This window comes from Streptomyces panacea, from assembly GCF_040560175.1.
Classification (GTDB): domain Bacteria; phylum Actinomycetota; class Actinomycetes; order Streptomycetales; family Streptomycetaceae; genus Streptomyces; species Streptomyces panacea.
In genome coordinates this window covers 1-21,837 of the sequence record NZ_JARJHW010000124.1, presented here as the reverse complement: position 1 = coordinate 21,837, position 21,837 = coordinate 1, and the positions used below count along the sequence as shown (strand labels likewise).

Annotated in this window: 21 protein-coding genes; 12 read left to right on the top strand and 9 right to left on the bottom strand. The window is 70.3% G+C overall.

Features of this window, described 5'->3' with window-relative positions; genetic code table 11:
* From P3L51_RS25075 to P3L51_RS25065, 3 genes are all read left to right on the top strand, one after another.
* The coding region (locus P3L51_RS25075) for a hypothetical protein (protein WP_354607546.1) at positions 1 to 346 on the top strand (346 nt) is incomplete at its 5' end.
* Between the two features lie 96 nt (positions 347 to 442).
* Positions 443 to 2,596, top strand: coding sequence for a hypothetical protein (locus P3L51_RS25070; protein ID WP_354607545.1), 2,154 nt, complete (start codon positions 443 to 445; stop codon positions 2,594 to 2,596).
* Between the two features lie 86 nt (positions 2,597 to 2,682).
* A complete protein-coding gene (locus P3L51_RS25065; protein ID WP_354607544.1) occupies positions 2,683 to 3,249 on the top strand; it encodes a hypothetical protein in 567 nt (188 codons plus the stop codon).
* 134 nt (positions 3,250 to 3,383) lie between these two features.
* On the opposite strand, the gene P3L51_RS25060 is transcribed toward P3L51_RS25065, so the two are convergent.
* Complete coding sequence (locus P3L51_RS25060; protein WP_354607543.1) at positions 3,384 to 3,839, bottom strand: ATP-binding protein; 456 nt, start codon at positions 3,837 to 3,839, stop codon at positions 3,384 to 3,386.
* 267 nt (positions 3,840 to 4,106) lie between these two features.
* Between P3L51_RS25060 and P3L51_RS25055 the strand changes: the two genes are divergently transcribed.
* Positions 4,107 to 4,961, top strand: coding sequence for a helix-turn-helix domain-containing protein (locus P3L51_RS25055; RefSeq protein ID WP_354607542.1), 855 nt, complete (start codon positions 4,107 to 4,109; stop codon positions 4,959 to 4,961).
* Positions 4,958 to 5,137 carry a DUF397 domain-containing protein gene (locus P3L51_RS25050; protein ID WP_354607541.1) on the top strand — a complete coding sequence of 60 codons (180 nt, stop codon included), beginning with the start codon at positions 4,958 to 4,960 and terminating at the stop codon, positions 5,135 to 5,137. The genes P3L51_RS25055 and P3L51_RS25050 overlap by 4 nt, the downstream gene beginning before the upstream one ends.
* 8 nt (positions 5,138 to 5,145) lie before the next feature.
* Here the strand turns inward: P3L51_RS25050 and P3L51_RS25045 are convergent, their stop codons facing one another.
* Together P3L51_RS25045 and P3L51_RS25040 are read right to left on the bottom strand one after the other, a co-directional pair.
* Positions 5,146 to 5,964 (bottom strand): RNA methyltransferase, encoded by an 819-nt coding sequence (locus P3L51_RS25045; RefSeq protein ID WP_354607540.1) that lies wholly within the window; start codon positions 5,962 to 5,964, stop codon positions 5,146 to 5,148.
* 231 nt (positions 5,965 to 6,195) lie between these two features.
* Positions 6,196 to 7,170: a D-alanyl-D-alanine carboxypeptidase family protein gene (locus P3L51_RS25040; RefSeq protein WP_354607539.1), complete on the bottom strand. Its 975-nt coding sequence runs from the start codon at positions 7,168 to 7,170 to the stop codon at positions 6,196 to 6,198.
* A 198-nt stretch (positions 7,171 to 7,368) separates the two neighbouring features.
* Between P3L51_RS25040 and P3L51_RS25035 the strand changes: the two genes are divergently transcribed.
* A complete protein-coding gene (locus P3L51_RS25035) occupies positions 7,369 to 8,019 on the top strand; it encodes a GntR family transcriptional regulator (protein ID WP_354607538.1) in 651 nt (216 codons plus the stop codon).
* A gap of 119 nt (positions 8,020 to 8,138) precedes the next feature.
* On the top strand, positions 8,139 to 9,380 hold the full coding sequence (locus tag P3L51_RS25030; protein WP_354607547.1) for an MFS transporter: 1,242 nt from the start codon (positions 8,139 to 8,141) through the stop codon (positions 9,378 to 9,380).
* Positions 9,381 to 9,412: 32 nt separating this feature from the next.
* Here the strand turns inward: P3L51_RS25030 and P3L51_RS25025 are convergent, their stop codons facing one another.
* On the bottom strand, positions 9,413 to 10,237 hold the full coding sequence (locus P3L51_RS25025; protein WP_354607537.1) for a maleylpyruvate isomerase family mycothiol-dependent enzyme: 825 nt from the start codon (positions 10,235 to 10,237) through the stop codon (positions 9,413 to 9,415).
* A 177-nt stretch (positions 10,238 to 10,414) separates the two neighbouring features.
* Here P3L51_RS25025 and P3L51_RS25020 point away from each other — a divergent pair, with 177 nt between their 5' ends.
* Positions 10,415 to 11,227 (top strand): carbon-nitrogen family hydrolase, encoded by an 813-nt coding sequence (locus tag P3L51_RS25020; protein ID WP_354607536.1) that lies wholly within the window; start codon positions 10,415 to 10,417, stop codon positions 11,225 to 11,227.
* A 21-nt stretch (positions 11,228 to 11,248) separates the two neighbouring features.
* Here P3L51_RS25020 and P3L51_RS25015 read toward each other — a convergent pair whose 3' ends face one another.
* Positions 11,249 to 11,743: an LURP-one-related/scramblase family protein gene (locus tag P3L51_RS25015; RefSeq protein WP_354607535.1), complete on the bottom strand. Its 495-nt coding sequence runs from the start codon at positions 11,741 to 11,743 to the stop codon at positions 11,249 to 11,251.
* Positions 11,740 to 12,984: an MFS transporter gene (locus tag P3L51_RS25010; RefSeq protein WP_354607534.1), complete on the bottom strand. Its 1,245-nt coding sequence runs from the start codon at positions 12,982 to 12,984 to the stop codon at positions 11,740 to 11,742. Before P3L51_RS25010 ends, P3L51_RS25015 begins: the two co-directional genes overlap by 4 nt.
* 94 nt (positions 12,985 to 13,078) lie before the next feature.
* Here P3L51_RS25010 and P3L51_RS25005 point away from each other — a divergent pair, with 94 nt between their 5' ends.
* Together P3L51_RS25005 and P3L51_RS25000 are read left to right on the top strand one after the other, a co-directional pair.
* Positions 13,079 to 14,092: an ArsR/SmtB family transcription factor gene (locus tag P3L51_RS25005; RefSeq protein ID WP_354607533.1), complete on the top strand. Its 1,014-nt coding sequence runs from the start codon at positions 13,079 to 13,081 to the stop codon at positions 14,090 to 14,092.
* A gap of 106 nt (positions 14,093 to 14,198) precedes the next feature.
* Entirely contained in the window at positions 14,199 to 16,034 is a 1,836-nt protein-coding gene (locus P3L51_RS25000) for an NHL domain-containing thioredoxin family protein (protein WP_354607532.1), read from the top strand.
* A gap of 165 nt (positions 16,035 to 16,199) precedes the next feature.
* On the opposite strand, the gene P3L51_RS24995 is transcribed toward P3L51_RS25000, so the two are convergent.
* The 3 genes from P3L51_RS24995 to P3L51_RS24985 form a co-directional block, all read right to left on the bottom strand.
* A complete protein-coding gene (locus tag P3L51_RS24995; RefSeq protein WP_354607531.1) occupies positions 16,200 to 16,409 on the bottom strand; it encodes a DUF6458 family protein in 210 nt (69 codons plus the stop codon).
* Between the two features lie 89 nt (positions 16,410 to 16,498).
* On the bottom strand, positions 16,499 to 17,803 hold the full coding sequence (locus tag P3L51_RS24990; protein WP_354607530.1) for a M18 family aminopeptidase: 1,305 nt from the start codon (positions 17,801 to 17,803) through the stop codon (positions 16,499 to 16,501).
* Between the two features lie 118 nt (positions 17,804 to 17,921).
* Complete coding sequence (locus P3L51_RS24985; protein WP_354607529.1) at positions 17,922 to 19,748, bottom strand: acyl-CoA dehydrogenase; 1,827 nt, start codon at positions 19,746 to 19,748, stop codon at positions 17,922 to 17,924.
* Between the two features lie 173 nt (positions 19,749 to 19,921).
* On the opposite strand from P3L51_RS24985, the gene P3L51_RS24980 reads away from it, so the two are divergent.
* Together P3L51_RS24980 and P3L51_RS24975 are read left to right on the top strand one after the other, a co-directional pair.
* The gene (locus P3L51_RS24980) at positions 19,922 to 20,386 is read left to right on the top strand and encodes an SseB family protein (protein WP_242575068.1); all 465 of its coding nucleotides are present in this window, start codon (positions 19,922 to 19,924) and stop codon (positions 20,384 to 20,386) included.
* A 462-nt stretch (positions 20,387 to 20,848) separates the two neighbouring features.
* Entirely contained in the window at positions 20,849 to 21,802 is a 954-nt protein-coding gene (locus P3L51_RS24975) for a pirin family protein (protein WP_354607528.1), read from the top strand.
* Positions 21,803 to 21,837 lie beyond the last annotated feature (35 nt).

Here is a 21,837-nt window from a genome sequence, read left to right as displayed (position 1 = left end):
AGACAGCGGTGGCGGGGCCGCGGGTGGCGATCTGGTGGTCCACGACGACCAGTTGGGGAAGCTCGGCAACCTGGCCTACGAACTGCGCGAGGCGTTCCGCGTGGACAGCGACATCGCCCGCCCCCATACGTTCACCGCGTCGATCGATCTCTTCAACGACGGTCTCGACATGGGTTCGGCGCTGACCGAGCTGCACGACGCGTGGAACAGCCAGACCGCGACGCTGAAGGACGCCTGCGCGCACATCTCCAACCATCTGGACTTCTCCCGCGCGCAGCACTCCAAGGACGAGGTGCACATCCAGACGGCGCTGTCCGCGTCGAAGATCAACGACTACATCAAATAACGTCCGCAAACGCACCATTTACTGACGACTGACGACTGACGACTGACGACTGACGGATCGCTACGGGGGCTGGGCAAGCGCATGGCGGCGGAGACGATGACCGCGGGGGAACTCACCAATCTGCGTCTGGGCACGCTGGACAGCGCGGTGTCCGACTGGGAAAAGATGCACGCGAGGCTGAACACGCTCGCCACCGGCGAGGGTGGCGGCGGTGCGAGCGCCAAGGGCCTGGAGACGCAGACGAAGGCCGCCGACTGGAAGGGCTCCAACGCCACCGTCTCCAAGGAGTTCGTCACCAAGACGGCTGTCGAGTTCCAGGACGTGGCCGCCCAGGCCAAGAGCGTGCTCGGAATCCTGCGTGACGCGAGCGCGGCCCTCAAGCAGCACAAGACGGACCTGCGGACCGTCATTGACGAAGTCGCGAAGAAGAACATCTACATCAACGACAACGGGAACGCGATCGCGTCCGTCCCGTCGGGCGCCGCCGCGGGCACCGGGGACATCCCCAAGCCGAGCGACGAGGAACTCGGCGTGGCCGAGCGCCGGGTGAAGCGGATCCTGTGGGAGGCGAGCGAGACCGACCGCGTCGCCGCGCGGGCGTTGCGCGGCCTCGCGAAGAACAAGCACGACTTCTCCGGTGACGGTCCGGGCGGGCTCAAGGAGGCCGACGACCGGCAGGGCAAGGCGGACGCCGACTACTGGGCGAAGAAGGCGGCGGAGACCGACCCGAAGGACTGGAGCGACGAGGACGTCGTCCGCTTCAACGAGACGCTCCAAAACCAGCGCGACAACCCGGGCTTCAGCGAACGGTTCGCCACGACGCTCGGCGCGGACGGGACGCTCCAGTTCTGGCGGGACATGGCGGCCCCGCCGGGCGGTGCCGTCGAAGGCGACCGGGCCAAGATCCTCGCCGAGGTCCAGGACAACCTGAGCATGACGCTGGCCACCGCGACCCAGAGCGACAGCCCGGCCATGGACACATGGAAGCGCGACGTGATCGCGGCCGGCGACAAGCCGTTCCCGATCCAGGGCCTGCCGATGGGCCCCAACGGCTTCCAGGTGATGAGCAGCCTGATGGGCAAGGGCAAGTTCGACACCGATTTCCTGAACGACTACGGCAAGGGAATGCTGGAGTACGAGCGCGGCTTCCCCGGCGAGCCGAAGCACGCCTGGCGCGACATGGCCAGCCTCAACTACCCGCCCACGGACGGGCCCAACGACCCGTTCGCCGGCTTCATGGAAGGTCTCGGGCACAACTCCGAGGCGTCGCTGGAATTCTTCAACGACTCGACCACGGTGGACGGCAAGGATCTCGACAACTGGGACTACCTGGTGGCCAAGGGCGACGACGCCCGCGAATGGCCCCTGGGCGAGGACGGCAAGCCGGCCGGCCACGAGGCGATGGGCCACGCCCTCGAATCGGCCACGATCGGCGTGCCGTACGACTCGGACGCCACCCCACCGAAGCACTCCGCGGGGAGCGCGGACCTGGTGAACCGCCTGGTCGGCGAGTACGGGAAGAACCCGGACCGCTTGGACGGCTCGGCGCTGAACGGGAGCCTGGGGAACATCACGGCGGAGTACATGCGGGATGTGCAGGACGGTATAAACGGCGGCCCCGAGATCGAGACCTACGGGAGCAACGCCGACCTCCGGGCCCTCGGCGACGACGGCACGCTGAAGAGCTTCCTGGGGGCGGTGGGGAAGGACCCGGACGCGTACGGCGCGATCCTCAACTCACAGCAGGCGGTCTCCACCGAGCTGATCAACGACGCGTTTCACGACCGGGACAAATTCGGAAACGTCCTTTCGGAGGAGGTGAACGTCCGGGTCGCTCCGGGGGCCGACATCGCCGGAATCATGGCTGATTCGCGGACCCAGGCCGTCTACGACGACAAGATCGCCGCGGACGCGGAGTTCAACGAGGGCCTGGTGACCGCGGACAAGTGGGCCGGCCGGGCCATTGACACGGGGCTGGCACGCTTTCCTGTGGTTGGCGATGCGGCGGGCTGGGTGATCGGCGACATCCGCGAGGCGGTCCTGACCAACTACAGCCGAGACTCCAGCGGTGAAGCGCAGGTGGAGCGGGACACGTTCCTGGCGACCCAGCGTTCCGGATCCGCCGCCGCGATGTACGACGCGACATACACCGCCGCAATTGAGGCGGGCATCAGCGAACCCCAGGCGAAGGCCATGGCCGGCAGTTCGTCCGAACAAGTCAAGGACAGCTACGGCCAGGGCCGTCAGTAGAGCGGAAAGGTCTCATGCACGACATCGCTTCAGTTCCGGCTCGCATCAGCGACCGGAAGAAGATCGTCCTGCCCGTGTGCCTGGGCGTGGCGGTGCTGGCCGGGCTCGGCGCCTGGGCTTTCTGGCCGTCCGGGGAACCGGCGGTCGCCGTCCCGGACCGGGTGTGCGGTGGCGCCCTGCCCGGCGGCCCGGTGCGGGATCTGCTGCCCGAGCGTGGGCAGGGGTTCGAAGAGGATCTGTCCGGCTCCTCGTCGCGGAATTCCGTGTCGACGGTGTGGAAATGCCGTCTGAGCGCCGGCGGGCAGTCGGTATACCTCACCTACTCTCCCATCCTGAGCCCTGACGACTACGGCTCCGAGGACATCGTCCGTGATGCTGGGAAGCCCGGAAATGTACCGCTCTCCTGGGGAACGGACAGGGGATTCGTCGAGGGCGACAAGGTTTCCCTCTACGTGGCTTGCGACGGGAGCGAGGGGCGCGAAATCCTGCTCGATGTGTCCACGAGCGTCAACGGGGCCGACGGAGAACTGAAGGATCGCGCCACCCAGGACAAGGCGGTGGCTTTGACCGCGCGGACCGCCCGCTTCGTGTCCGCACGCGTGGACTTCTGCGAGCCGCCGAGCCTTCCCGACGGTTCTCCGAAGATCGGCTGACCGCGCTGATGCGGAAGCGCGTGAGCGTGACCGTGTGCCTGGGCGTGGCGGGACTGGGCGGGCTCGGCGCCTCCGCTTTCCCGGCGGTTGCCGTTCCGGGCGGCGTGCGCGCGGTCGGCCACGGTGCCCATCGATCAGACGACATTCGTCGGCCGCGGCCCCAGGTCGCATTCCGCCCACACCGTCTTGCCGACGGTGCGGGGCTCGACGCCCCAACGGTCCGCCAGCTCCGCGACGATGAGCAGCCCCCGGCCGAAGCACTCGTCGTCCTCGGGGAGCCGGAGGCGGGGCAGTCGTTCGCCGCGGGGGTCGCTGACCTCGGTCCGGAGGGTGGTGGCGGTGAGTTGCAGCCGTACGCGGAAGAGGCGGTCGCGCAGGCAGCCGTGCAGGAGTGCGTTGGTGGCCAGCTCGCTGACCAACAGCCCGGTGGTGCCCGCGAGTCCGGGCCACCCCCACTCTCCAACGAGCCGCACGGCCCGCCGCCGGGCGAGGCGGACACTCCCGGCGGTGGGGGTGTAGTCGAGCCGGTCCTCCTGGCGGACGGGTTCACCTTCGGGCGTGGGTTGTTGTGGAGCGTGAGTTGCGTTCATGGGGGGCTTCCCTGGGGGTGAATCGGCGGTGGCAATGCCGGCGGCCCCCTTTTGCGCAGGACGGCTCGGTGCACTTCCGCCGGGTGGCTCCGCTGTGCGAGCGGCTGTGCACTGAAGGTAGCGGTAGCTTCGCGTGTGCATCAAGTTGTTCAGGCAGAGAATTCTCTGCCCCTGAGTTGTGTTCGACTCGATACGGGTCCCAGACTTGGAGCGGTTCCTCGGGAGGAGTGCGATATGGCTGGTACTAGCCCTGATCGTGGGCGGACCGTGTCCACGGTGCTCGGGCGGCGACTTGGTGGCGAGTTGCTGAACCTGCGCGAGAGCTGTTCCCTGCGTCAGACTCACGCGGCTGAGGCACTGACTGCGTCCGTTGCCAAGGTCGCGAAAATGGAGCGCGGTCTTGTGCCGATGCGTGATCCTGACGTGCGGGCTCTCTGCCACCTGTACGGACAGGGCGACGGGGAGTTCGTGAACCGGCTGCTCTCGTTGGCGCGGACGGATCGCGAGCGACGGAAGACGCGCGGTTGGTGGGACGATTCGCACCACAGCTCAACGGCGGAGTTCATCTCTCTGGAGCAAGTGGCGCTCAGGGTTCGAGCCTGGCAAATGGCTCTCATTCCGGGGCTGTTCCAGACCGCTGACTACATTCGGGCACTCGCTGTCGCGGACTTCTCCTGGGACGAGCTCGACAAGATCGAGCAGGTGGTTGAGAGCCGGGCACGCCGCCAGGCGCGGCTGTATGGCGATGAGCCACTACGTGTCCACGCGATCATCTGGGAGGCGGCGCTACGTCAGCAGGTCGGTGGCCCAGCCCTCATGGCACGGCAACTTGCCCATGTCCTGGAGCTGTCGCAGATGCCGAATATCCTTGTGCAGGTTCTGCCGTACCGGGCCGGCGGCCACCCCTGTGTCGGGGGCGCCTTCAATATCCTGTCGTTCGCGGATGATGACGCCTTGGACGTGGTTCACATGGACGGCTTGCGCTCTACGGTCTGGGCCGAGGGCGCCGAGGAGAGCGCGCACTACGCCGCACTCTTCGCGCGTACCTCGCAGGTGTGTTTGTCGCCGTACGACTCCTCGCAGTACATCGAGGACATCGCAAGAGGATTGAGCAAGGAATGAACCTTCAGTTCGCCAAGTCCAGTTACAGCAACCTGTCTGGCGACTGCGTCGAGGTCGCCCGTAACATCCCCGGCTCCGTCGCCGTGCGGGACTCCAAGGACCCCGGCGGGCCCGTCCTGCGCACCACCCCCGGCGCGTGGCGCGCCCTGACCGCGTACGTGCGGCGGGTGGCGTAGCCCCCGGGTCAGGCCCCGCGGCGTTGGCGGGCCGTCTCGTAGAGGACCGCTGTCGCCGCGTTCGACGCGTTCAGGGAGCTCGCCGAGCCCGACATCGGGATGCTCACCATGTGGTCGCACAGCTCGCGCCAGCCCGTGCTCAGCCCCGTCGTCTCGTTGCCGATCAGCAGCAACACCGGCTGGGTGAGGTCGAACTGGTCGACATCGGCCTCGCCGTGCTCGTCCGTGCCGACGACCGCGACGGGGCGTCCCCCCGCGCGCTCCTTCGTCAGCCACTCCGCCACCTCGTGGTGCGACGGGCTGCGGACCACCGGCAGTGCGAACAGGGAGCCCGTGGTGGCGCGTACGGCCTTCGGGTCGTAGACGTCCGCCGCGTGGCCGGTGACGATCAGCCCGTCCGCGCCGAAGGCGTCCGCCGAGCGGACGATGCTGCCGATGTTGCCCGGCTGGGTGGGGCGGTCGAACAGCACGCCCAGAAAGGCGTCGTGGACGCGGATCCGGCTCAGGTCGTCCGGCCGCATCTCGACCACCGCCAGGACCTCGGGCGCGCCGTCCGTGCGCTCGCCCAGCTCGGCGAGGAGTTCGGGGGCCATCGCGACACGGTCCGTCACGATGCCGCGCAGCAATTCCTCGGCCCACCGCGAGAGCGGGCGGCTCGCGTCGTACAGCAGGGCGCGGATGGTCCAGCCGTGCTCGACGGCCATCGTGATGGGCCGCACGCCCTGGACGAGGAACTCGTTCTGGCGCTTGCGCTTGTTGCGATTGGCGAGCAGCGCGTGCCACTGCTGGAAGCGGGCGTTGCGGGTTGTGATCCGCTGACCGGCCACCCGTCCCCCTCGATGTCGGCCGACGTCTGACCGGGGAAGATTACAGGGGCCGCGCCGGGCTCGGCCCGTGGACCGGGACGCCGTCCGTGGTGCTGCCGAGGGCCGTGGGCGCAGGTGTGCTCGCGCATGGACCGCAGGCACGCGTCGCCGCGCTGCTCGGTGAGCCCGGCGACGACGAAGGCGCGGCCACCATGTGGTGGCCGCGCCCCTTTACCGCATCCCGCAGGGGGGTCAGTCGCGCTGTGCGCCCGCCGGGAGCTGGCGGAGCTTCATCGTCTTCGCCGCCGTGGCGCCGGAGTAGTAGTCGAGCAGCTTCGCCGCGTCGTTGTAGCGGTCCGTGCCGTTCAGGATGACGCCGATGTGCGTCTTGCCGTTACGGGTGGCGGCGAAGATCAGGCAGGGGCCGGCAGCCGTGCCGGTGCCGGTCTTGATGCCGAACGCGCCCGAGTACGAGCCGAGCAGCTTGTTCGTGTTGTACCAGGTGTAGGTGCGGGTACCACCCGTGCTGGTCGTCGCCGTGGCCTTGTAGCTCGTGGCCTTGACGACCGTGCGCAGCGTGGAGTTGTTCATCGCGTAGTCGGCGATCGTCGCCAGATCGCGCGGGGTCGTGTAGTTGTCGCCGGCCGCCGAGATACCGTCGAACGAGTCGAACTTGGTGTTCGTCAGGCCCAGGCCCTTGGCCGTCGTGTTCATCTTCCCGATGAACGACTTCGTGCGCGCCGCGACCGTGGAGCCGGTGCCGATCGCGTCCGCCAGGGCGTACGCCGCGTCGCAGCCGGACGGGAGCATCAGGCCGGAGAGGAGCTGGCGGATCGTCACCTTGTCGCCGGTGCGCAGGTCCGCGGTGCTCGCGCCTTCCCGCGTCACGTAGTCGCGGTACGTCTGCTTGATGGTGATCTTGCGGTTGAGGTCGATGCCCTTGGTGTTGAGCACGACCGCCGCGGTCATGATCTTCGTGGTGCTCGCCATCTGGCGGCGGACGTCCGCGCCCTTGCCGTACCGCTTGGCGCCCGTGGTGTCGTCCAGCAGGAAGGCGCCCTTGGCGGAGAGCGTGGGCAGAGCGGCGGCGGCCGTGACGGCGGGCGCGGACTCGGCCGCCATGGTCGCCGGGGCGACCAGGGCCGTGCCCGCCAGCATCGCGCCGGCGGTGAGGGTGACCACAGTGGTCCTACGCACGTTTCTGCGCACGGCCGGGAGACTTGTCATCAATGGAACGCTCCGATGTCGCAAATGCGTTGGTCTGGAGTGAATTGGACGCGCGCTCGTAAAGGGGGCGTCCTATGAAAGACGCGCGAGGTGCCCAGAGGGATGTACGGCGCACCCGGGAAATCGGTCGGTCCGTGAGGTCGGTCCGCGATATGGACGGGACCTCCTTCGTATCTCTGTTGTATCTAAGCTGTACGCATGCCTGCCGCCACCTCCCCAGCGCCCGCCGCCGACCGTGTCTACAGCCACATCAAGCAGGGCGTGCTCGACCGGCACTACCAGGGCGGGACCCTCCTTACGGAGGGCGAACTCGCCGAGGCCGTCGGGGTGTCCCGGACACCCGTGCGCGAGGCGCTGCTGAAGCTGGAGGTCGAGGGGCTGATCAAGCTCTATCCCAAGAAGGGTGCCCTGGTCCTCGCCGTCTCCGCGCAGGAGATCGCCGATGTGGTCGAAACGCGCCTGCTGGTCGAGGAGTTCACCGCCCGCAAGGCCGTCCCCGCGTCCGCGCGGCTCGTCGCGCGACTGGAGGAACTGCTCGAAGAGCAGCGCCGTCTCGCCGATGAAGGGGACCTCGCCGCCGTGGCCGTCACCGACCGGTGCTTCCACGCCGAGATCGTGCGCAACGCGGGCAACGAGATCCTGTCGAAGCTCTACGACCAGCTCAGGGACCGGCAGTTGAGAATGGGCGTCGCCGTGATGGAGGCGCACCCCGAGCGCGTGCGGACCAGCATCACCGAGCACGCCGAACTGCTCGAAGCCATCCGGGCCGGCGACGCCGACGCCGCCGCCCGGTGCGTGCGCGCCCACGTCAGCCGCGTCAAGGTGCTCATCCGGGGAGAGGCCAGGTGAGCGCGCCCTCGGCGGGAGAGTCAGGAGAGGGAGAAGGGGAGGGAGCGGGAAAGGCGGCCGGGCGCGGGCCCGTCCTCAGCCTTCCCGGTGACCCGCCCGGCGGCCGGCGCGCCGTCGCCGTGTGGAGCATCGGCGTCGCCGTCTACTTCGTCGCCGTCATCTTCCGTACGAGCCTGGGCGTCGCCGGGCTCGACGCCGCCGACCGCTTCGACGTCAACGCCTCCGCCCTCTCCACCTTCTCGATCCTCCAGCTCCTCGTCTACGCCGGGATGCAGATACCCGTCGGCCTCATGGTCGACCGGCTCGGCACCCGCCGGGTCCTGACCCTCGGCGTGACGCTCTTCACCCTCGGCCAGCTCAGCTTCGCCCTCGCCCCCACCTACGGCACGGCCCTCGCCGCGCGCGCCCTCCTCGGCTGCGGCGACGCGATGACCTTCATCGCCGTACTGCGGCTCGGCGCCCACTGGTTCCCCGCCCGCCAGGGCCCGTTGATCGCGCAGTTCACCGGCCTCTTCGGGATGGCGGGCAATCTGGTCTCCACCCTCGTCATCGCCCGGCTGCTGAGCGACCTCGGCTGGACGACGACGTTCGTCGGCAGCTCGATGGCCGGTGTCGTCGTCCTCGTACTGATGCTGTTCTTCCTCAAGAACCACCCCGAGGGCCATGAGCCGCCGCCGTCCGAGCACGCCGGCGCGACCTATGTACGGAAGCAGATCGCCGAGTCGTGGCGGGAGCCCGGCACCCGGCTGGGGCTCTGGGTGCACTTCACCACCCAGTTCCCCGCCATGGTCTTCCTGCTGCTGTGGGGCCTGCCGTTCCTCGTCGAGGCCCAGGGGCAGTCCCGGGCCACGGCGGGCGATCTGCTCACCCTGGTCGTCCTCGTCAACATGGTGATCGGCCTCGTCTACGGGCAGATCATCGCCCGCCACCACGCCGCCAGGGCCCCGCTCGCCCTCGGCACGGTCGGTGTGACCGCGCTCGTGTGGGCGTCGACGCTCGCCTACCCCGGCGACCACGCGCCGATGTGGCTGCTGATCACGCTCTGCGTCGTCCTCGGCGCCTGCGGGCCGGCCTCGATGATCGGCTTCGACTTCGCCCGGCCCGCGAACCCGCCGGCCCGTCAGGGCACCGCCTCCGGCATCGTCAACATGGGCGGTTTCGTGGCCTCGATGACGACACTGTTCGCCGTCGGCGTGCTGCTCGACGCGACCGGCGGCAACTACCGCGTCGCGTTCTCGTCCGTCTTCGTCCTCGAAGCGCTCGGGATCGTCCAGATCCTGCGGCTGCGGGCACGTACGGTGCGGCGGGAGCGGGAGCGGCTGGTGGCGAGCCGGGTGGAGGCCGTGCACGTACCCGCCTGAGCGCGGCCAGGTGAAGAGGAGGCGCGGGCGCGCTACTGCGTGACCGCGAACTCCCGCAGGATCGCCGCCGCCAGGTCCGCGTCGCCGTCCGTCTTGATCCGGTCCGGCACCGCGGCGGCCCGTACCCGCCCGCACGCCAGCCGGAAGTACGTCTCCCAGTCCATCACCAGCGTCACCGCGGGGCCGAGCGAGGGCGAGCCGTCGATCGTGCCGCGGCCGTCCGCGTCGACCCGGATCGTCCGCAGGAACTCGACGGGACCGTGCACGTCGAGCACGATCGCGGTGTTCGGCGGCGCGCCCGCCTCCTTCGCGATGGCCTTCGGGAGGGCCGCGAGGAGTACGTCGCGGGTGATCAGCGCGCCGGGTGAGGCGAGGTTGCCGGGCTTGCTCAGCGTCGTACGGAGGTCCTGCTCGTGCACCCAGATGTCGAACGCGCGGGTCCGCATGGCCTGTTCGAGCGTCTGCTCGGTGCCGAGCGGGGCGCGGACCATGGTGCTGGGCTGGCGGTTCTCGTTCCGCAGCTGGCGGTTGCGGCGGATGATCGTGTATTCGAGCTCGGAGGTCATCTCCGGCGCGGTGTGGTGGCGCCGTACGTCCACCTGCATCTCCATGTAGCGGGAGATCTCGCTCTGCACGTGGTACAGGTCGCGGGGCAGCGTGTGGATCGGCCGCGGGTCGCCGAGCATCTCGCATTCAAGCCCGATGACGTGCGAGACGATGTCCCGCACCGACCAGCCGGGGCACGGCGTGCGCCGGTTCCACTCACCCTCGACGAGTGGCTGTACCAGCTCGGCTATGGCTTCAATGGAGTGGGACCAGGCATCGGCGTAGTTCTGAAGGCTGGGATGGACGGTCACGGGACCCCTCGACGGTTCTGCGGTTAGCGGGCTGGGCTGCTGGATGCGGGCGGCGGGCTGCGGGCTGCGTGGGAGGTTCGAGAGCCTAAGTTACGCTGCCCGTTGGCACCCCGGCAGTGCTTTCGTGTGACGATCGTAGGCCCGTGTAGAAGGCTCGAATGCCAGGACGGTGGTAGTGTGCGCGCCTCCCTCATCCAGATCGCAGTAGACCCGGACGAATCGGTCAATTCCCGTAGGCGGCGCGCGGCCTCTTTGGTGAGGCAGCAGCGCGGCGCCGACCTGGTGGTCCTGCCCGAGCTCTGGCCGGTGGGTGCTTTCGCGTACGAGTCGTTCGCCTCGGAGGCGGAGGCGCTGGACGGTCCGACGTTCCGGGCGATGTCGGAAGCGGCGAGCGACGCGGGTGTCTGGCTGCACGCCGGGTCCATCGTGGAACGTGCCCCCGAGGCCGTCCTGGACGGCGCCCCCGACCTCTACAACACCGCGCTCGTCATCTCGCCCGACGGCGCTCTCGTGCGCTCGTACCGCAAGATCCACCGCTTCGGCTTCGACAAGGGCGAGGCGACCTTGATGGGTGCGGGCGACGAGCTGGTGACCGTCGCCCTGCCGGACGCGGTGCTGGGCCTCGCCACCTGCTACGACCTGCGGTTCCCCGAGCTGTTCCGGGGACTGCTCGACGAGGGCGCGCAGATCTTCGTGGTGCCGGCGGGCTGGCCGGCCCGCCGCCGCGCGCACTGGACGCTGCTGACGCAGGCGCGCGCGGTGGAGAACCAGGCGTACGTGCTCGCCTGCTCGACGGCCGGGACGCACGCCGGGGTGGAGCAGTCCGGGCACAGCATCGTGGTCGACCCGTGGGGCGAGGTACTGGCGGAGGCGGGGGCGGGCGAGGAGGTTCTGACCGTCGAGTTCGACCCGGCGAAGGTCGCGGCCACGCGCGAGCGGTTCCCGGTGCTGAAGGACCGTCTGCCGGGCGTGACGGCGCCCCGCCGCTGACGCCCGAAGCCCACCGGCCGCTCAGTCCTCCTCGCGCTCCCTCTCCGCCATCCGGATCACGCACACCGTGACCGCGATCAGCAGCGACGGATCCGCGTCGTCCCTGAGCACATCCACGGCGTACGTCTCCCGCACCCGGAACCACCGGCGCGAGACGTGCGCCAGCAGCTCGCCGTCGTACTCGATGGCGAACTCGCGGTCCAGGATCCGCCCGCTCACGTCCAGCTCGGTGCCCTCGGCCAGGGCGACCCGGTAGTGGTTACGGAGCAGCGACAGCTTCTTCTTACGGATGGTGGCCAGCGGCTCGCCGTCCCGCTCGATCGTCATCGCGCCCCGCAGGCTGAGCAGCTTCTGACGGAGCGTGACCAGAACGCGCCCCTGAGGGTCCTTCAGCTCCAGGGTGTCGCGCAGCCGCAACGCCTTTCCGTCCACGAGGAAGGCCTGGCGGCCCTGCTCGTCCTCGATCCAGTAGTCGTCGCCGATGGCGAAGATCTTGTCGCGCACCAAGTACTTCATGCCGGATCCGTACCCACCGGGCTGCCCGTGGACGGCGGTACGGCGTCAGCTGTACGCGTACGGACCACAGGGTCCTTTTGCGGCGCGCCCTCCCGCAGCCCGCGCGCCAGCATGAGGGTGACGGCGACGGAGGCCGCCGCCAGTACCGTGATGCCCGTCGCCGGCGAGGTCCGCTCGGCCACGGCGCCCGCCAGGACGGCGCACACCCCCTGCATCGTGAGCATGCCGGCGGAGTGCAGCCCGAGCGCGTGCCCGCTCAGCTCGTCCGGTGTCAGGGCCATGAGGCGTTCCTGGGAGACGAGGCTCGCCCCGTAGCCGACCGTCGCCAGCGTGACGGCGGCGACGGCGAGCGGCAGCGCCGGGCCGAGGAAGAAGATCAGGTGCGGCACGGCGAGCAGCAGCAACAGCGGGACCGCGAGGCGCGAGCGCCAACGGCGGGGGACGAACCGGCCGATCAGGATGTCCCCGGTGAGCATGCCCGCCGCACCGGCGGCGAAGAGGAGCCCCGCGTGCTGGGGCGCGTAGGGCACGTACAGGGATTCGCAGCCGACGACCAGACCGTTGGGTACCCACAGGGCCAGATAGACGGTGCGGCGGGGCCGGGACGACCACAGCCGCGCGTTGTTGCGCCAGGTCCGGCCGATCGACGCGCGGCCGGTGGCGCGCGGCGGCCTTCTGCTGAGGCCGAGCCGCGCCACGGTCGCCGCCACGAGATACAGCGCGGCGCCGGTGAGCAGCGCGCCGCGCGGCGAGAGGAGCGCGACCAGCAGGCCGCCGGTCGCGAAGCCGCCGATCTGCATCAGGCCCGAGGACATGTTGATGGTGGACCGGCCGAGCAGATAGCCCTCTTTGGAGAGGATCTCGTTGAGGAGCCCGAGGCGGACCCCGCCGCCGAGGGCGGAGAGCACACCGAGACCGAGCACGATCCCGAGGATCGCCGGGACGGACAGACCGGGGACGGCCGCGCCGGCCATACCGAGGGCGAAGATCAGCGACAGCGACGCCAGGGTCGCGCGCGGGGGCAGTCGGTCGGCCGCCGACAGCAGCATCGTCGCGCCGATCACCTGGGCGAGGGAGGGGCCGAACATGGCGAGCGCGGAGAGCAGCGGCGAGCCGGTCGCCGCGTAGACGAGCGTGCTCAGCGCGAGACCGCTCACGGTCTGGGCCGCCACCTGTCCGGCGGAGGTGAGGAAGAGCGGGGTGAACTCCGGTGTACGGAACAGCTCCTGGTAGGTGCGCATGAGCGGAGTTTCGAAGGCGCGGCGGACGGGCAGTTAATGTTTCGCGAGAGCGCGAAACATCGTGAGGCGGGGCGAGCCGAGGACGGGGCGGGACATGGGCTGGTGGCAGGTCGACGCGGACACGCTCGCCGGGAGCCGGTTCGTCGTGTCGCCCCTGACCGAGGCGGTGGCGAGCCTGCGGGCGCTGGAGGAGGGCCGGGCCGCGCACTCCGGCGAACGCGCGTGGCTGGACGCCCACCTGCCCGCGTACCGGGCCCGCCAGGCCGCCGACCCGATCACGGCGCTGCTCGTACGGGCGGCCTTCGGCCGCACCTGGAACGCGGACTTCATCACCCCCACGCCCACCGGCCGGGCCCTGACCGAGCAGACCTTCGAGGACGAGCTGACGCGGATCCGCCGGACCCCGCCCGCCGCCGTCCGCGCCGATCTGCTGGTCTCCCTGGACGGCCCGCTCCCGGCCCTCCTCGCGGACCGCGACGACCTCCCGGAGCGCGCGGCGTCGGTCGTGGAGTGGGTGTGGGCCGAGACGGTGCTGCCGTACTGGCCGCGCCGCCGGCGCCTCATCGAGGCCGATGTCGTCGCCCGTACGGCGCAGTTGAGCCGGGGCGGCTGGGCGTCCGCGCTGGGCGACATGCGCCGGGGGATGCGCTGGCTCGGCGGCAGCCGGCTCCAGATCTCCACCCGCGCCGACCGGTCGCAGGAGATCCCCGGGGTGCGGCTGATGTTCGTGCCGGTGACGCCGCAGCAGAGCTGGGTGTCGTGGGACGCCGACCGGTACGCCGTGGTGTACCCGTGCGCCGGAGCCCTGGCCGACGAGGGCGGCCGGCCGCCGGTGCCCGAGCCGCTGCGGGCCCTGCTCGGTCCCGGCCGGGCCGGGGTGCTCGCCCTGCTCGGCTCCCCGAAGTCCACGACGCAACTGGTCGCGCTGACGGGCCAGGGCCTGGGCTCGGTGGGCCGCCATCTGAGGGTCCTGCTGGACGCGGGGCTGATCGCCCGCCGCCGGGCGGGACGGTCGGTGCTCTACTTCCGTACGGAGGCGGGCGAGGTCCTGGTGCGGGCGCCCGGCCCCGGGGACGGGCGCCCGCACCCACCGCCCGCAGAGGCGTGACGGCGCGGGCCCCGGCGGGCCGGGCGGGGCGGCAGGCGGTAGCCCGTAAATCCTCCTTACGGAGGTCGAACGAGAGGGACCGGCACTCGGGTGGCACCCTTGGACCATGAACGACGCGTCCGCATCCGTACCCGCCCCCGCACCCCGCCGCCGTGCCCGTGTCCGTGCCCCCGAGCTGATCGGCAAGGGTGGCTGGCTCAACACCGGCGACAAGCAGTACACCCTCGCCGACCTGCGCGGACGTATCGTTCTGCTCGATTTCTGGACCTTCTGCTGTATCAACTGCCTTCATGTCCTGGACGAGTTGCGTGAGCTGGAGCAGAAGCACAGCGACACCGTCGTGATCATCGGTGTCCACTCGCCGAAGTTCGTCCACGAGGCCGAGCACGCCGCCGTCGTGGACGCCGTCGAGCGGTACGAGGTGCACCACCCCGTCCTGGACGACCCGGAGCTGGCGACCTGGAAGCAGTACGCGGTACGGGCCTGGCCCACGCTCGTCGTCATCGACCCCGAGGGGTACGTCGTCGCGCAGCACGCGGGCGAGGGCCACGCGCACGCCATCGAGAAGCTGGTCGAGGAGCTGGAGGCCGAGCACGCGGCGAAGGGGACCCTCCGGCGCGGCGACGGCCCGTACGTGGCGCCCGAGCCCGTCGCCACCGACCTGCGCTTCCCCGGCAAGGTGCTCGCGCTGCCCTCGGGGAACTTCCTGGTCTCCGACTCCACCCGGCATCAGCTCGTCGAGCTGGCGGCCGACGGCGAGAGCGTCGTACGGCGGGTGGGCAACGGCGAGCGCGGGTTCGGGACCGACGCGTTCAACGAGCCGCAGGGGCTCGCCCCGCTGCCCGACGGGCGGATCGCGGTCGCCGACACCGTGAACCACGCCGTCCGCGCCTACGACCCCGCCACCGGCGCCGTCGAGACCCTCGCCGGCACCGGCCGGCAGTGGTGGCAGGGCTCACCCACCCACGGGCCCGCCCTCGACGTGGCGCTCTCCTCGCCGTGGGACGTGGCCTGGTGGAGCGACCGGCTGTGGATCGCGATGGCCGGGGTGCACCAGCTGTGGACGTACGACCCGGCGACCGGCACGGTCGGGGTCGCGGCCGGGACCACCAACGAGGGCCTGGTCGACGGGCCCGCCGCCGAGGCGTGGTTCGCGCAGCCGTCGGGGCTCGCCGCGACCGAGGACCGGCTGTGGGTCGCCGATTCCGAGACCAGCGCGCTGCGTTACGTGGAACGGGACGGGGAGGGCTTCGCCGTACGGACCGCGGTCGGCACCGGCCTCTTCGACTTCGGCCACCGCGACGGCCCCGCCGAACAGGCCCTGCTCCAGCACCCGCTCGGCGTGACCGCGCTGCCGGACGGGTCGGTGGCCGTGTCGGACACCTACAACCACGCCCTGCGCCGCTACGACCCGGCGACCGGTGAGGTCACGACCCTCGCGACGGACCTGCGGGAGCCGTCCGACGCGGTGCTCGTCGGTGACGACATCGTCGTGGTCGAGTCCGCCCGGCACCGGCTCACCCGGCTGCGGCTGCCCGACGAGGCCGTCCGCGTCGAGTCGGTGGCGCACCGCACGCAGCGCGCGGCGACCGATGTCGCGCCGGGCACGCTGCGGCTCGATGTCGTCTTCGAGGCGCCCAAGGGGCAGAAGCTGGACACCCGTTACGGTCCCTCGACCCGGCTCCTGGTCTCCGCGACGCCGCCTGAGCTGCTGGCGGAGGGGGCCGGCGCCGGCACGGAGCTGGGCCGCGAGCTGGTGCTGGCGGACGGTGTCACCGAGGGCGTGCTGCACGTCTCGGCGATGGCGGCGTCCTGCGACGACGCGCCGGAGATCGAGTACCCGGCGTGCCATGTGCACCAGCAGGACTGGGGCGTGCCGGTACGCGTCACCGCGTCGGGCACGGGCCGGCTGGGTCTCGTGCTGGCCGGCCTCGACGCGTAGACCCTTCGGGGCGGGAGTGTGACCGGGGCCGCCCGGTGGGCTGTTCGTCCTCAGGCGCCGGACGGGCTGGGGGCGTCCCGCCGGACGGGCTGGGTGCCCCGCCGGGCGGGTTGAGAACGGGCCGCCGGTGGTTCGTCCTCGAACGCCGGACGGGCCCGGCACGGCTTAGTGGTGGTCGCGTTCGATCACCGTCGGGGGCGCGACGATCGCCCGCCGGCGCTTCGCGATGCTCGTGAACGTCGCGATGCCGATGAGGCCGACGGCCATCAGGATCACCCCGACCAGGTCGAGGTTGACGCTCTCCGCCTCCCAGTCCGTCGCGAACGTGAGGATCGCGCCTACCGCGATGAGTGCGATGCATCCGCCAATGCCCATGAATCCCGCCTCCTGATACGAATGGTGGCCGTTCCCGGGCCGCTTACGCGGGTACCCGGCCCGGGAACACCCATGCAGGAGGAGGGAGTTCAGCCTTCCAGGAACGCGGCCAGCGCGTTCGCCAGCAGGAACGGGTCGTCCGCGCCGCACAGTTCGCGCGCGCTGTGCATCGACACGATCGCCGCGCCGATGTCGACCGTCTTGATGCCGTGCCTGGCCGCCGTGATCGGGCCGATCGTCGTGCCGCAGGGCATCGAGTTGTTCGAGACGAACGACTGCCACGGCACGTCCGCCCGCTCGCACGCCGCCGCGAACAGCGCGCGCCCGCCGCCGTCCGTCGAGTACCGCATGTTGACGTTGACCTTGAGGATCGGGCCGCCGTTGACGCGCGGGTGGTGCGTCGGGTCGTGGCGCTCCGCGTAGTTGGGGTGCACGGCGTGCCCGGTGTCGGAGGAGAGGCAGATCGTGCCCGCGAGCGCCCGCGCCCGGTCCTCGTACGAACCGCCGCGAGCCAGCACCGAGCGCTCCATCACCGTGCCCAGCAGCGGCCCGTCGGCGCCGGTGTCGGACTGGGAGCCGCTCTCCTCGTGGTCGAAGGCGGCGAGCACCGGGATGTACGGGAGTGCCGTACCCGAACCGGCGGCGCCCGCGACGGCGGCCAGCGCGGCCGTACCGGCGTGCACCGACAGCAGGTTGTCCATCCGGGGCCCGGCCATCAGCTCGCGGTCGCGCCCGAGGTAGGCGGGCGGTTCGACGGAGTGCGCCATCAGGTCCCAGCCCGTGACGTCGGACGCGTCGAGCCCGGACTCCTCGGCGACGAAGCGGATCAGGTCGCCCTCCTCGGCCTCGCCGAGACCCCAGACCGGCTGCATGTGCCGCTGCGGGTTCAGCTTCAGACCGTCGGTGTTGACCCCTCGGTCCAGGTGGACGGCCAACTGCGGTACGCGCAGCAGGGGCCGGTCCACGTTGACGAGGCGGTGGGTGCCGTCCCGCAGGGAGAGACGGCCGGCCAGCCCGAGGTCGCGGTCCAGCCAGGTGTTGAGCAGCGGCCCGCCGTACACCTCGACGGCGACCTGTCGCCAGCCGTACGCACCGGTGTCCGGCAGTGGCTTCACGCGCAGGTTGGGGGAGTCCGTGTGCGCGCCGACGATCCGGAACGGCGTGTGCGGCTCGGCTCCCTCGGGGACGTACCAGGCGATGAGCGCCCCGCCGCGCAGGACGTACTTCCCGCCGGTGGTCCCCTCCCACGCGGCCGTCTCCTGGACCTGCCGGAAGCCGGCCTTCTCCAGGCGCTCGGCCGCGTTCGCCACCGCGTGGTACGGCGTGGGGCTGGCGGCGAGGAAGGTCATCAGGTCGTCGGTGTGGCCGCGGTCGAAGCGGGCGGATGTGCTCATGGGATCACCATAACGAGCCACAGTTGGCGTGTTCGCGTGGGCGGTCGCGGACGTCGGTCGCCGGACGGGCGGCACACGCCGCCCGTCCGGCGACCGAGGACTCACGGTCACGGCACCGCTAGAACGCCGCCTCGTCCAGCTCCATCAGCGAGTTGTCCACCGACTCGGCCACCGCGCGCTCGACCGAGACGCCCGGCAGGACGTTCGCCGCGAAGAACTTCGCCGCCGCGATCTTGCCCTGGTAGAAGGGCACGTCCTTCGCGGAGGCCGTCTCCAGCTTCTCCACGGCCACCGCCGCACCGCGCAGCAGCAGGTAGCCGACGACGACGTCGCCCGAGGCCATCAGCAGGCGGGTGGTGTTGAGGCCCACCTTGTAGATGTTTTTGACGTCCTCGGCGGTGGCGGTGAGGTCGGTCAGCATCTGCCCGACGATCGCCTCCAGGTCGACGGCCGCCTTGGCGAGCCCGTCGCGGGCCGGGGCCAGCTCGGCGCCGCCGGTGCCGACGGCGAGGAACTGCTTGATCTCCTCGGAGAGGGTGTTCAGCGCCTGGCCCTGGTCGCGGACGATCTTCCTGAAGAAGAAGTCCTGGCCCTGGATGGCGGTGGTGCCCTCGTAAAGAGTGTCGATCTTGGCGTCCCGGATGTACTGCTCGATCGGGTAATCCTGGAGATACCCCGAGCCGCCGAGCGTCTGGAGCGACTGGGCGAGCTGTTCGTACGACTTCTCGGAGCCGTAGCCCTTCACGATCGGCAGCAGCAGGTCGTTCAGCGCGTGCTCCGCCTTGACCTCCTCGCCCTCCGTCTCCTTCTTGGCGATCTCGTCCTGGAGGGAGGCGGTGTAGAGCACCAGGGCGCGCATGCCCTCCGCGTACGCCTTCTGCGTCATCAGCGAGCGGCGCACGTCCGGGTGGTGCGTGATGGTGACCTTGGGCGCGCTCTTGTCCATGAACTGCGACAGGTCGGGGCCCTGGACGCGCTCCTTGGCGTACTCCAGCGCGTTCAGGTAGCCCGTCGAGAGCGCGGCGATGGCCTTCGTACCGACCATCATCCGGGCGAACTCGATGATCATGAACATCTGGCGGATGCCCTCGTGCTTGTCACCGATCAGCCAGCCCTTGGCGGGGTGCCGGTCGCCGAACGTCAGCTCGCACGTGTTGGACGCCTTGAGGCCCATCTTGTGCTCGACGTTCGTCGCGTACACGCCGTTGCGCTCGCCCAGCTCGCCGGTCTCCCAGTCGAACTCGTACTTCGGTACGAGGAAGAGCGACAGGCCCTTGGTGCCGGGTCCGGCGCCCTCGGGGCGGGCCAGGACGTAATGAAGGATGTTCTCCGACATGTCGTGCTCGCCGGAGGTGATGAAGCGCTTCACGCCCTCGATGTGCCAGGAGCCGTCCTCCTGCTCGACGGCCTTCGACCGGCCCGCGCCCACGTCCGAACCCGCGTCGGGCTCGGTGAGCACCATCGTGGAGCCCCACTGCTTCTCCACGGCGATCTCGGCGATCTTCTTCTGCGCCTCGTTGCCCTCCTGGAAGAGGATGCCGGCGAAGGCCGGGCCCGAGGTGTACATCCAGATCGCCGGGTTGGCGCCGAGCAGCAGCTCCGCGTAGGCCCAGATCAGGGAGCGGGGGGAAGTGGTGCCGCCGATCTCCTCGGGGAGGCCCAGGCGCCAGTACTCCGAGTCCATGAAGGCCTGGTAGCTCTTCTTGAAGGAGGCGGGGACGGGAGCGGTGTTGGTCTCCGGGTCGAAGACGGGCGGATTGCGGTCGGCGTCGGCGTAGGAGGCGGCCAGCTCCGACTCGGCGAGCTTGGCGACCTCGGAAAGGATGGTCTTCGCGGTCTCGACGTCCATCTCCGCGAACGGGCCCGTGCCGTACAGCTTGTCGCGCCCGAGGACCTCGAAGAGGTTGAACTCGATGTCGCGGAGATTCGACTTGTAGTGCCCCATGGCGACGGCTCCGTAAGCGGTTGGGAGGCGGATTCCTCGAACGCGTATCAGTAGTGACTCCGATGATGCTACCCGTCGGTAATAAGATGCAACCCCTACCGGACATCTGTGACGAGGACGACGAGGAGCGCATGCGGCCCATCGGCGGGCCTTTCCTCAGTACTCTTGGCGGCATGTACGGCTACGACCAGAACGCTGGCGCTCAGCAGCAGTACGCACCCCCGCAGCAGCCGATGGGCGGCGGCGGATACGGGGAGCAGCCGCTGTACCCCGAGCCGTCCCCTCCGTCGCTGGCGGACGCGGTGCGGGCGTTCACGACCGGGTCGCTCTCCGCCGAGGACTTCCAGCAGATCTTCGCGACGTCGAAGGTCTACTGCCCGCGCGGTGACAACCCCGGGTTCCTGGCCCTGCACAACACCCAGCAGCCGGTCATCCCGATGTTCAGCACGCTCAAGGAGCTGCGGCGGTACGCGGGCAAGGAGTCGAAGTACTTCGTGATCACGGGCGCGGAGGTCATCGATCTGCTGCCGACGGGGTACGGCTTCGTGATCGACATGGAGGGGGACCACCGGATGGTCTTCGACGCGAAGGCCGTGGAGCAGATGGTGGACTTCGCGATGCGGCGGATGTACGGCTGAGCCCGACCTCCGTAAGGAGAGCGCCGGTCGGCCCGACGCGGGCCGGCCGGCGCTCTCCTTATGAGGATCGCGATGAGGGGTGCGGGTCGTGCCGGCCGCGGTGACGCGCCGAGCACCAAGACCCGGCACACCCGCGCGATGTCGGACCAGGAGCGGTCCGAGCCGTCACCCAACCGACTTCGCCCGGCCGCGCGTCGGCGTTCGTCTGCTCCGACTCGGTGTGCGAACTCTCCTCGGGCGCTCCCGAGGGGTGGAAGACGCGGGGGTCGGTGCCGTTGTCGCACTTGTCGAGCAGCTCACGGATGGTGGTGGGCTGCTCGTCGGCCGTCCGGGTGCTGGTGGGGGTCAGGGCCATGTCGCCGGTGGTCGGGGCCGCCGCCGGGGACGGTGCGCGGAATATCTGTCCGCTTGCCAGATGTTCACCATTCAACTAAATTGGAGCCAAAGCCGAGGAGGCCCCCAATGCCCGCTGTGACCGTCGAAAACCCGCTGACCCTTCCCCGCGTCACGGCGGCAGCCGACGCCGTCGCCCGTCCCGTGCTCACCGTGTCCACCGCGCCCGGTGGCTTCGAGGGCGAGGGATTCCCGGTGCGCCGGGCCTTCGCGGGGATCGCCTACCAGCACCTCGACCCGTTCATCATGATGGACCAGATGGGTGAGGTGGAGTACGCGCCGGGAGAGCCGAAGGGCACCCCCTGGCACCCGCACCGCGGCTTCGAGACCGTGACCTATCTGATCGACGGCACCTTCATCCACCAGGACAGCAACGGTGGCGGCGGAACGATCCGCAACGGCGACACCCAGTGGATGACGGCGGGCTCCGGCCTGCTGCACATCGAGGCGCCGCCGGAGTCGCTCGTCACGTCGGGCGGTCTCTTCCACGGCCTCCAGCTCTGGGTGAACCTGCCCGCGGCCGACAAGATGATGGACCCGCGCTACCAGGACATCCGCGGCGGCCAGGTGCAGCTGCTGACGTCGCACGACGGAGGCGCGCTGCTGCGGGTGATCGCGGGCTCGCTCGACGGTCACGAGGGCCCCGGCATCACGCACACGCCGATCACGATGATCCACGCGACGCTGCGGCCGGGTGCCGAGGTGACGCTGCCGTGGCGCGAGGACTTCAACGGCCTCGCGTACGTCCTGGCCGGACGCGGCGCGGTCGGTACGGACCGGCGGCCCGTCCACAAGGGCCAGACGGCGGTCTTCGGCGCGGGGTCGTCCCTGACGGTCCGCGCGGACGAGTCGCAGGACTCGAACGCGCCGGACCTGGAGGTCGTCCTGCTGGGCGGCCGTCCGATCCGTGAGCCGATGGCGCACTACGGCCCGTTCGTGATGAACAGTCACGCCGAGCTGAAGCAGGCCTTCGAGGACTTCCAGTCCGGCCGGCTGGGCACGGTGCCGGCGGACGCCGCGTAAGTCCGACCGGGGGTGGGGCGGTCTCCGCCCCACCC

Bases quoted from the DNA above. Each gene is read 5' to 3' on its own strand.
- P3L51_RS25070 (WP_354607545.1), top strand. From the start codon at position 443: ATGACCGCGGGGGAACTCACCAATCTGCGTCTGGGCACGCTGGACAGC.
- P3L51_RS25060 (WP_354607543.1), bottom strand. From the start codon at position 3,839: ATGAACGCAACTCACGCTCCACAACAACCCACGCCCGAAGGTGAACCC.
- P3L51_RS25050 (WP_354607541.1), top strand. From the start codon at position 4,958: ATGAACCTTCAGTTCGCCAAGTCCAGTTACAGCAACCTGTCTGGCGAC.
- P3L51_RS25040 (WP_354607539.1), bottom strand. From the start codon at position 7,170: ATGACAAGTCTCCCGGCCGTGCGCAGAAACGTGCGTAGGACCACTGTG.
- P3L51_RS25035 (WP_354607538.1), top strand. From the start codon at position 7,369: ATGCCTGCCGCCACCTCCCCAGCGCCCGCCGCCGACCGTGTCTACAGC.
- P3L51_RS25015 (WP_354607535.1), bottom strand. From the start codon at position 11,743: ATGAAGTACTTGGTGCGCGACAAGATCTTCGCCATCGGCGACGACTAC.
- P3L51_RS25010 (WP_354607534.1), bottom strand. From the start codon at position 12,984: ATGCGCACCTACCAGGAGCTGTTCCGTACACCGGAGTTCACCCCGCTC.
- P3L51_RS25005 (WP_354607533.1), top strand. From the start codon at position 13,079: ATGGGCTGGTGGCAGGTCGACGCGGACACGCTCGCCGGGAGCCGGTTC.
- P3L51_RS25000 (WP_354607532.1), top strand. From the start codon at position 14,199: ATGAACGACGCGTCCGCATCCGTACCCGCCCCCGCACCCCGCCGCCGT.
- P3L51_RS24995 (WP_354607531.1), bottom strand. From the start codon at position 16,409: ATGGGCATTGGCGGATGCATCGCACTCATCGCGGTAGGCGCGATCCTC.
- P3L51_RS24990 (WP_354607530.1), bottom strand. From the start codon at position 17,803: ATGAGCACATCCGCCCGCTTCGACCGCGGCCACACCGACGACCTGATG.
- P3L51_RS24985 (WP_354607529.1), bottom strand. From the start codon at position 19,748: ATGGGGCACTACAAGTCGAATCTCCGCGACATCGAGTTCAACCTCTTC.
- P3L51_RS24980 (WP_242575068.1), top strand. From the start codon at position 19,922: ATGTACGGCTACGACCAGAACGCTGGCGCTCAGCAGCAGTACGCACCC.
- P3L51_RS24975 (WP_354607528.1), top strand. From the start codon at position 20,849: ATGCCCGCTGTGACCGTCGAAAACCCGCTGACCCTTCCCCGCGTCACG.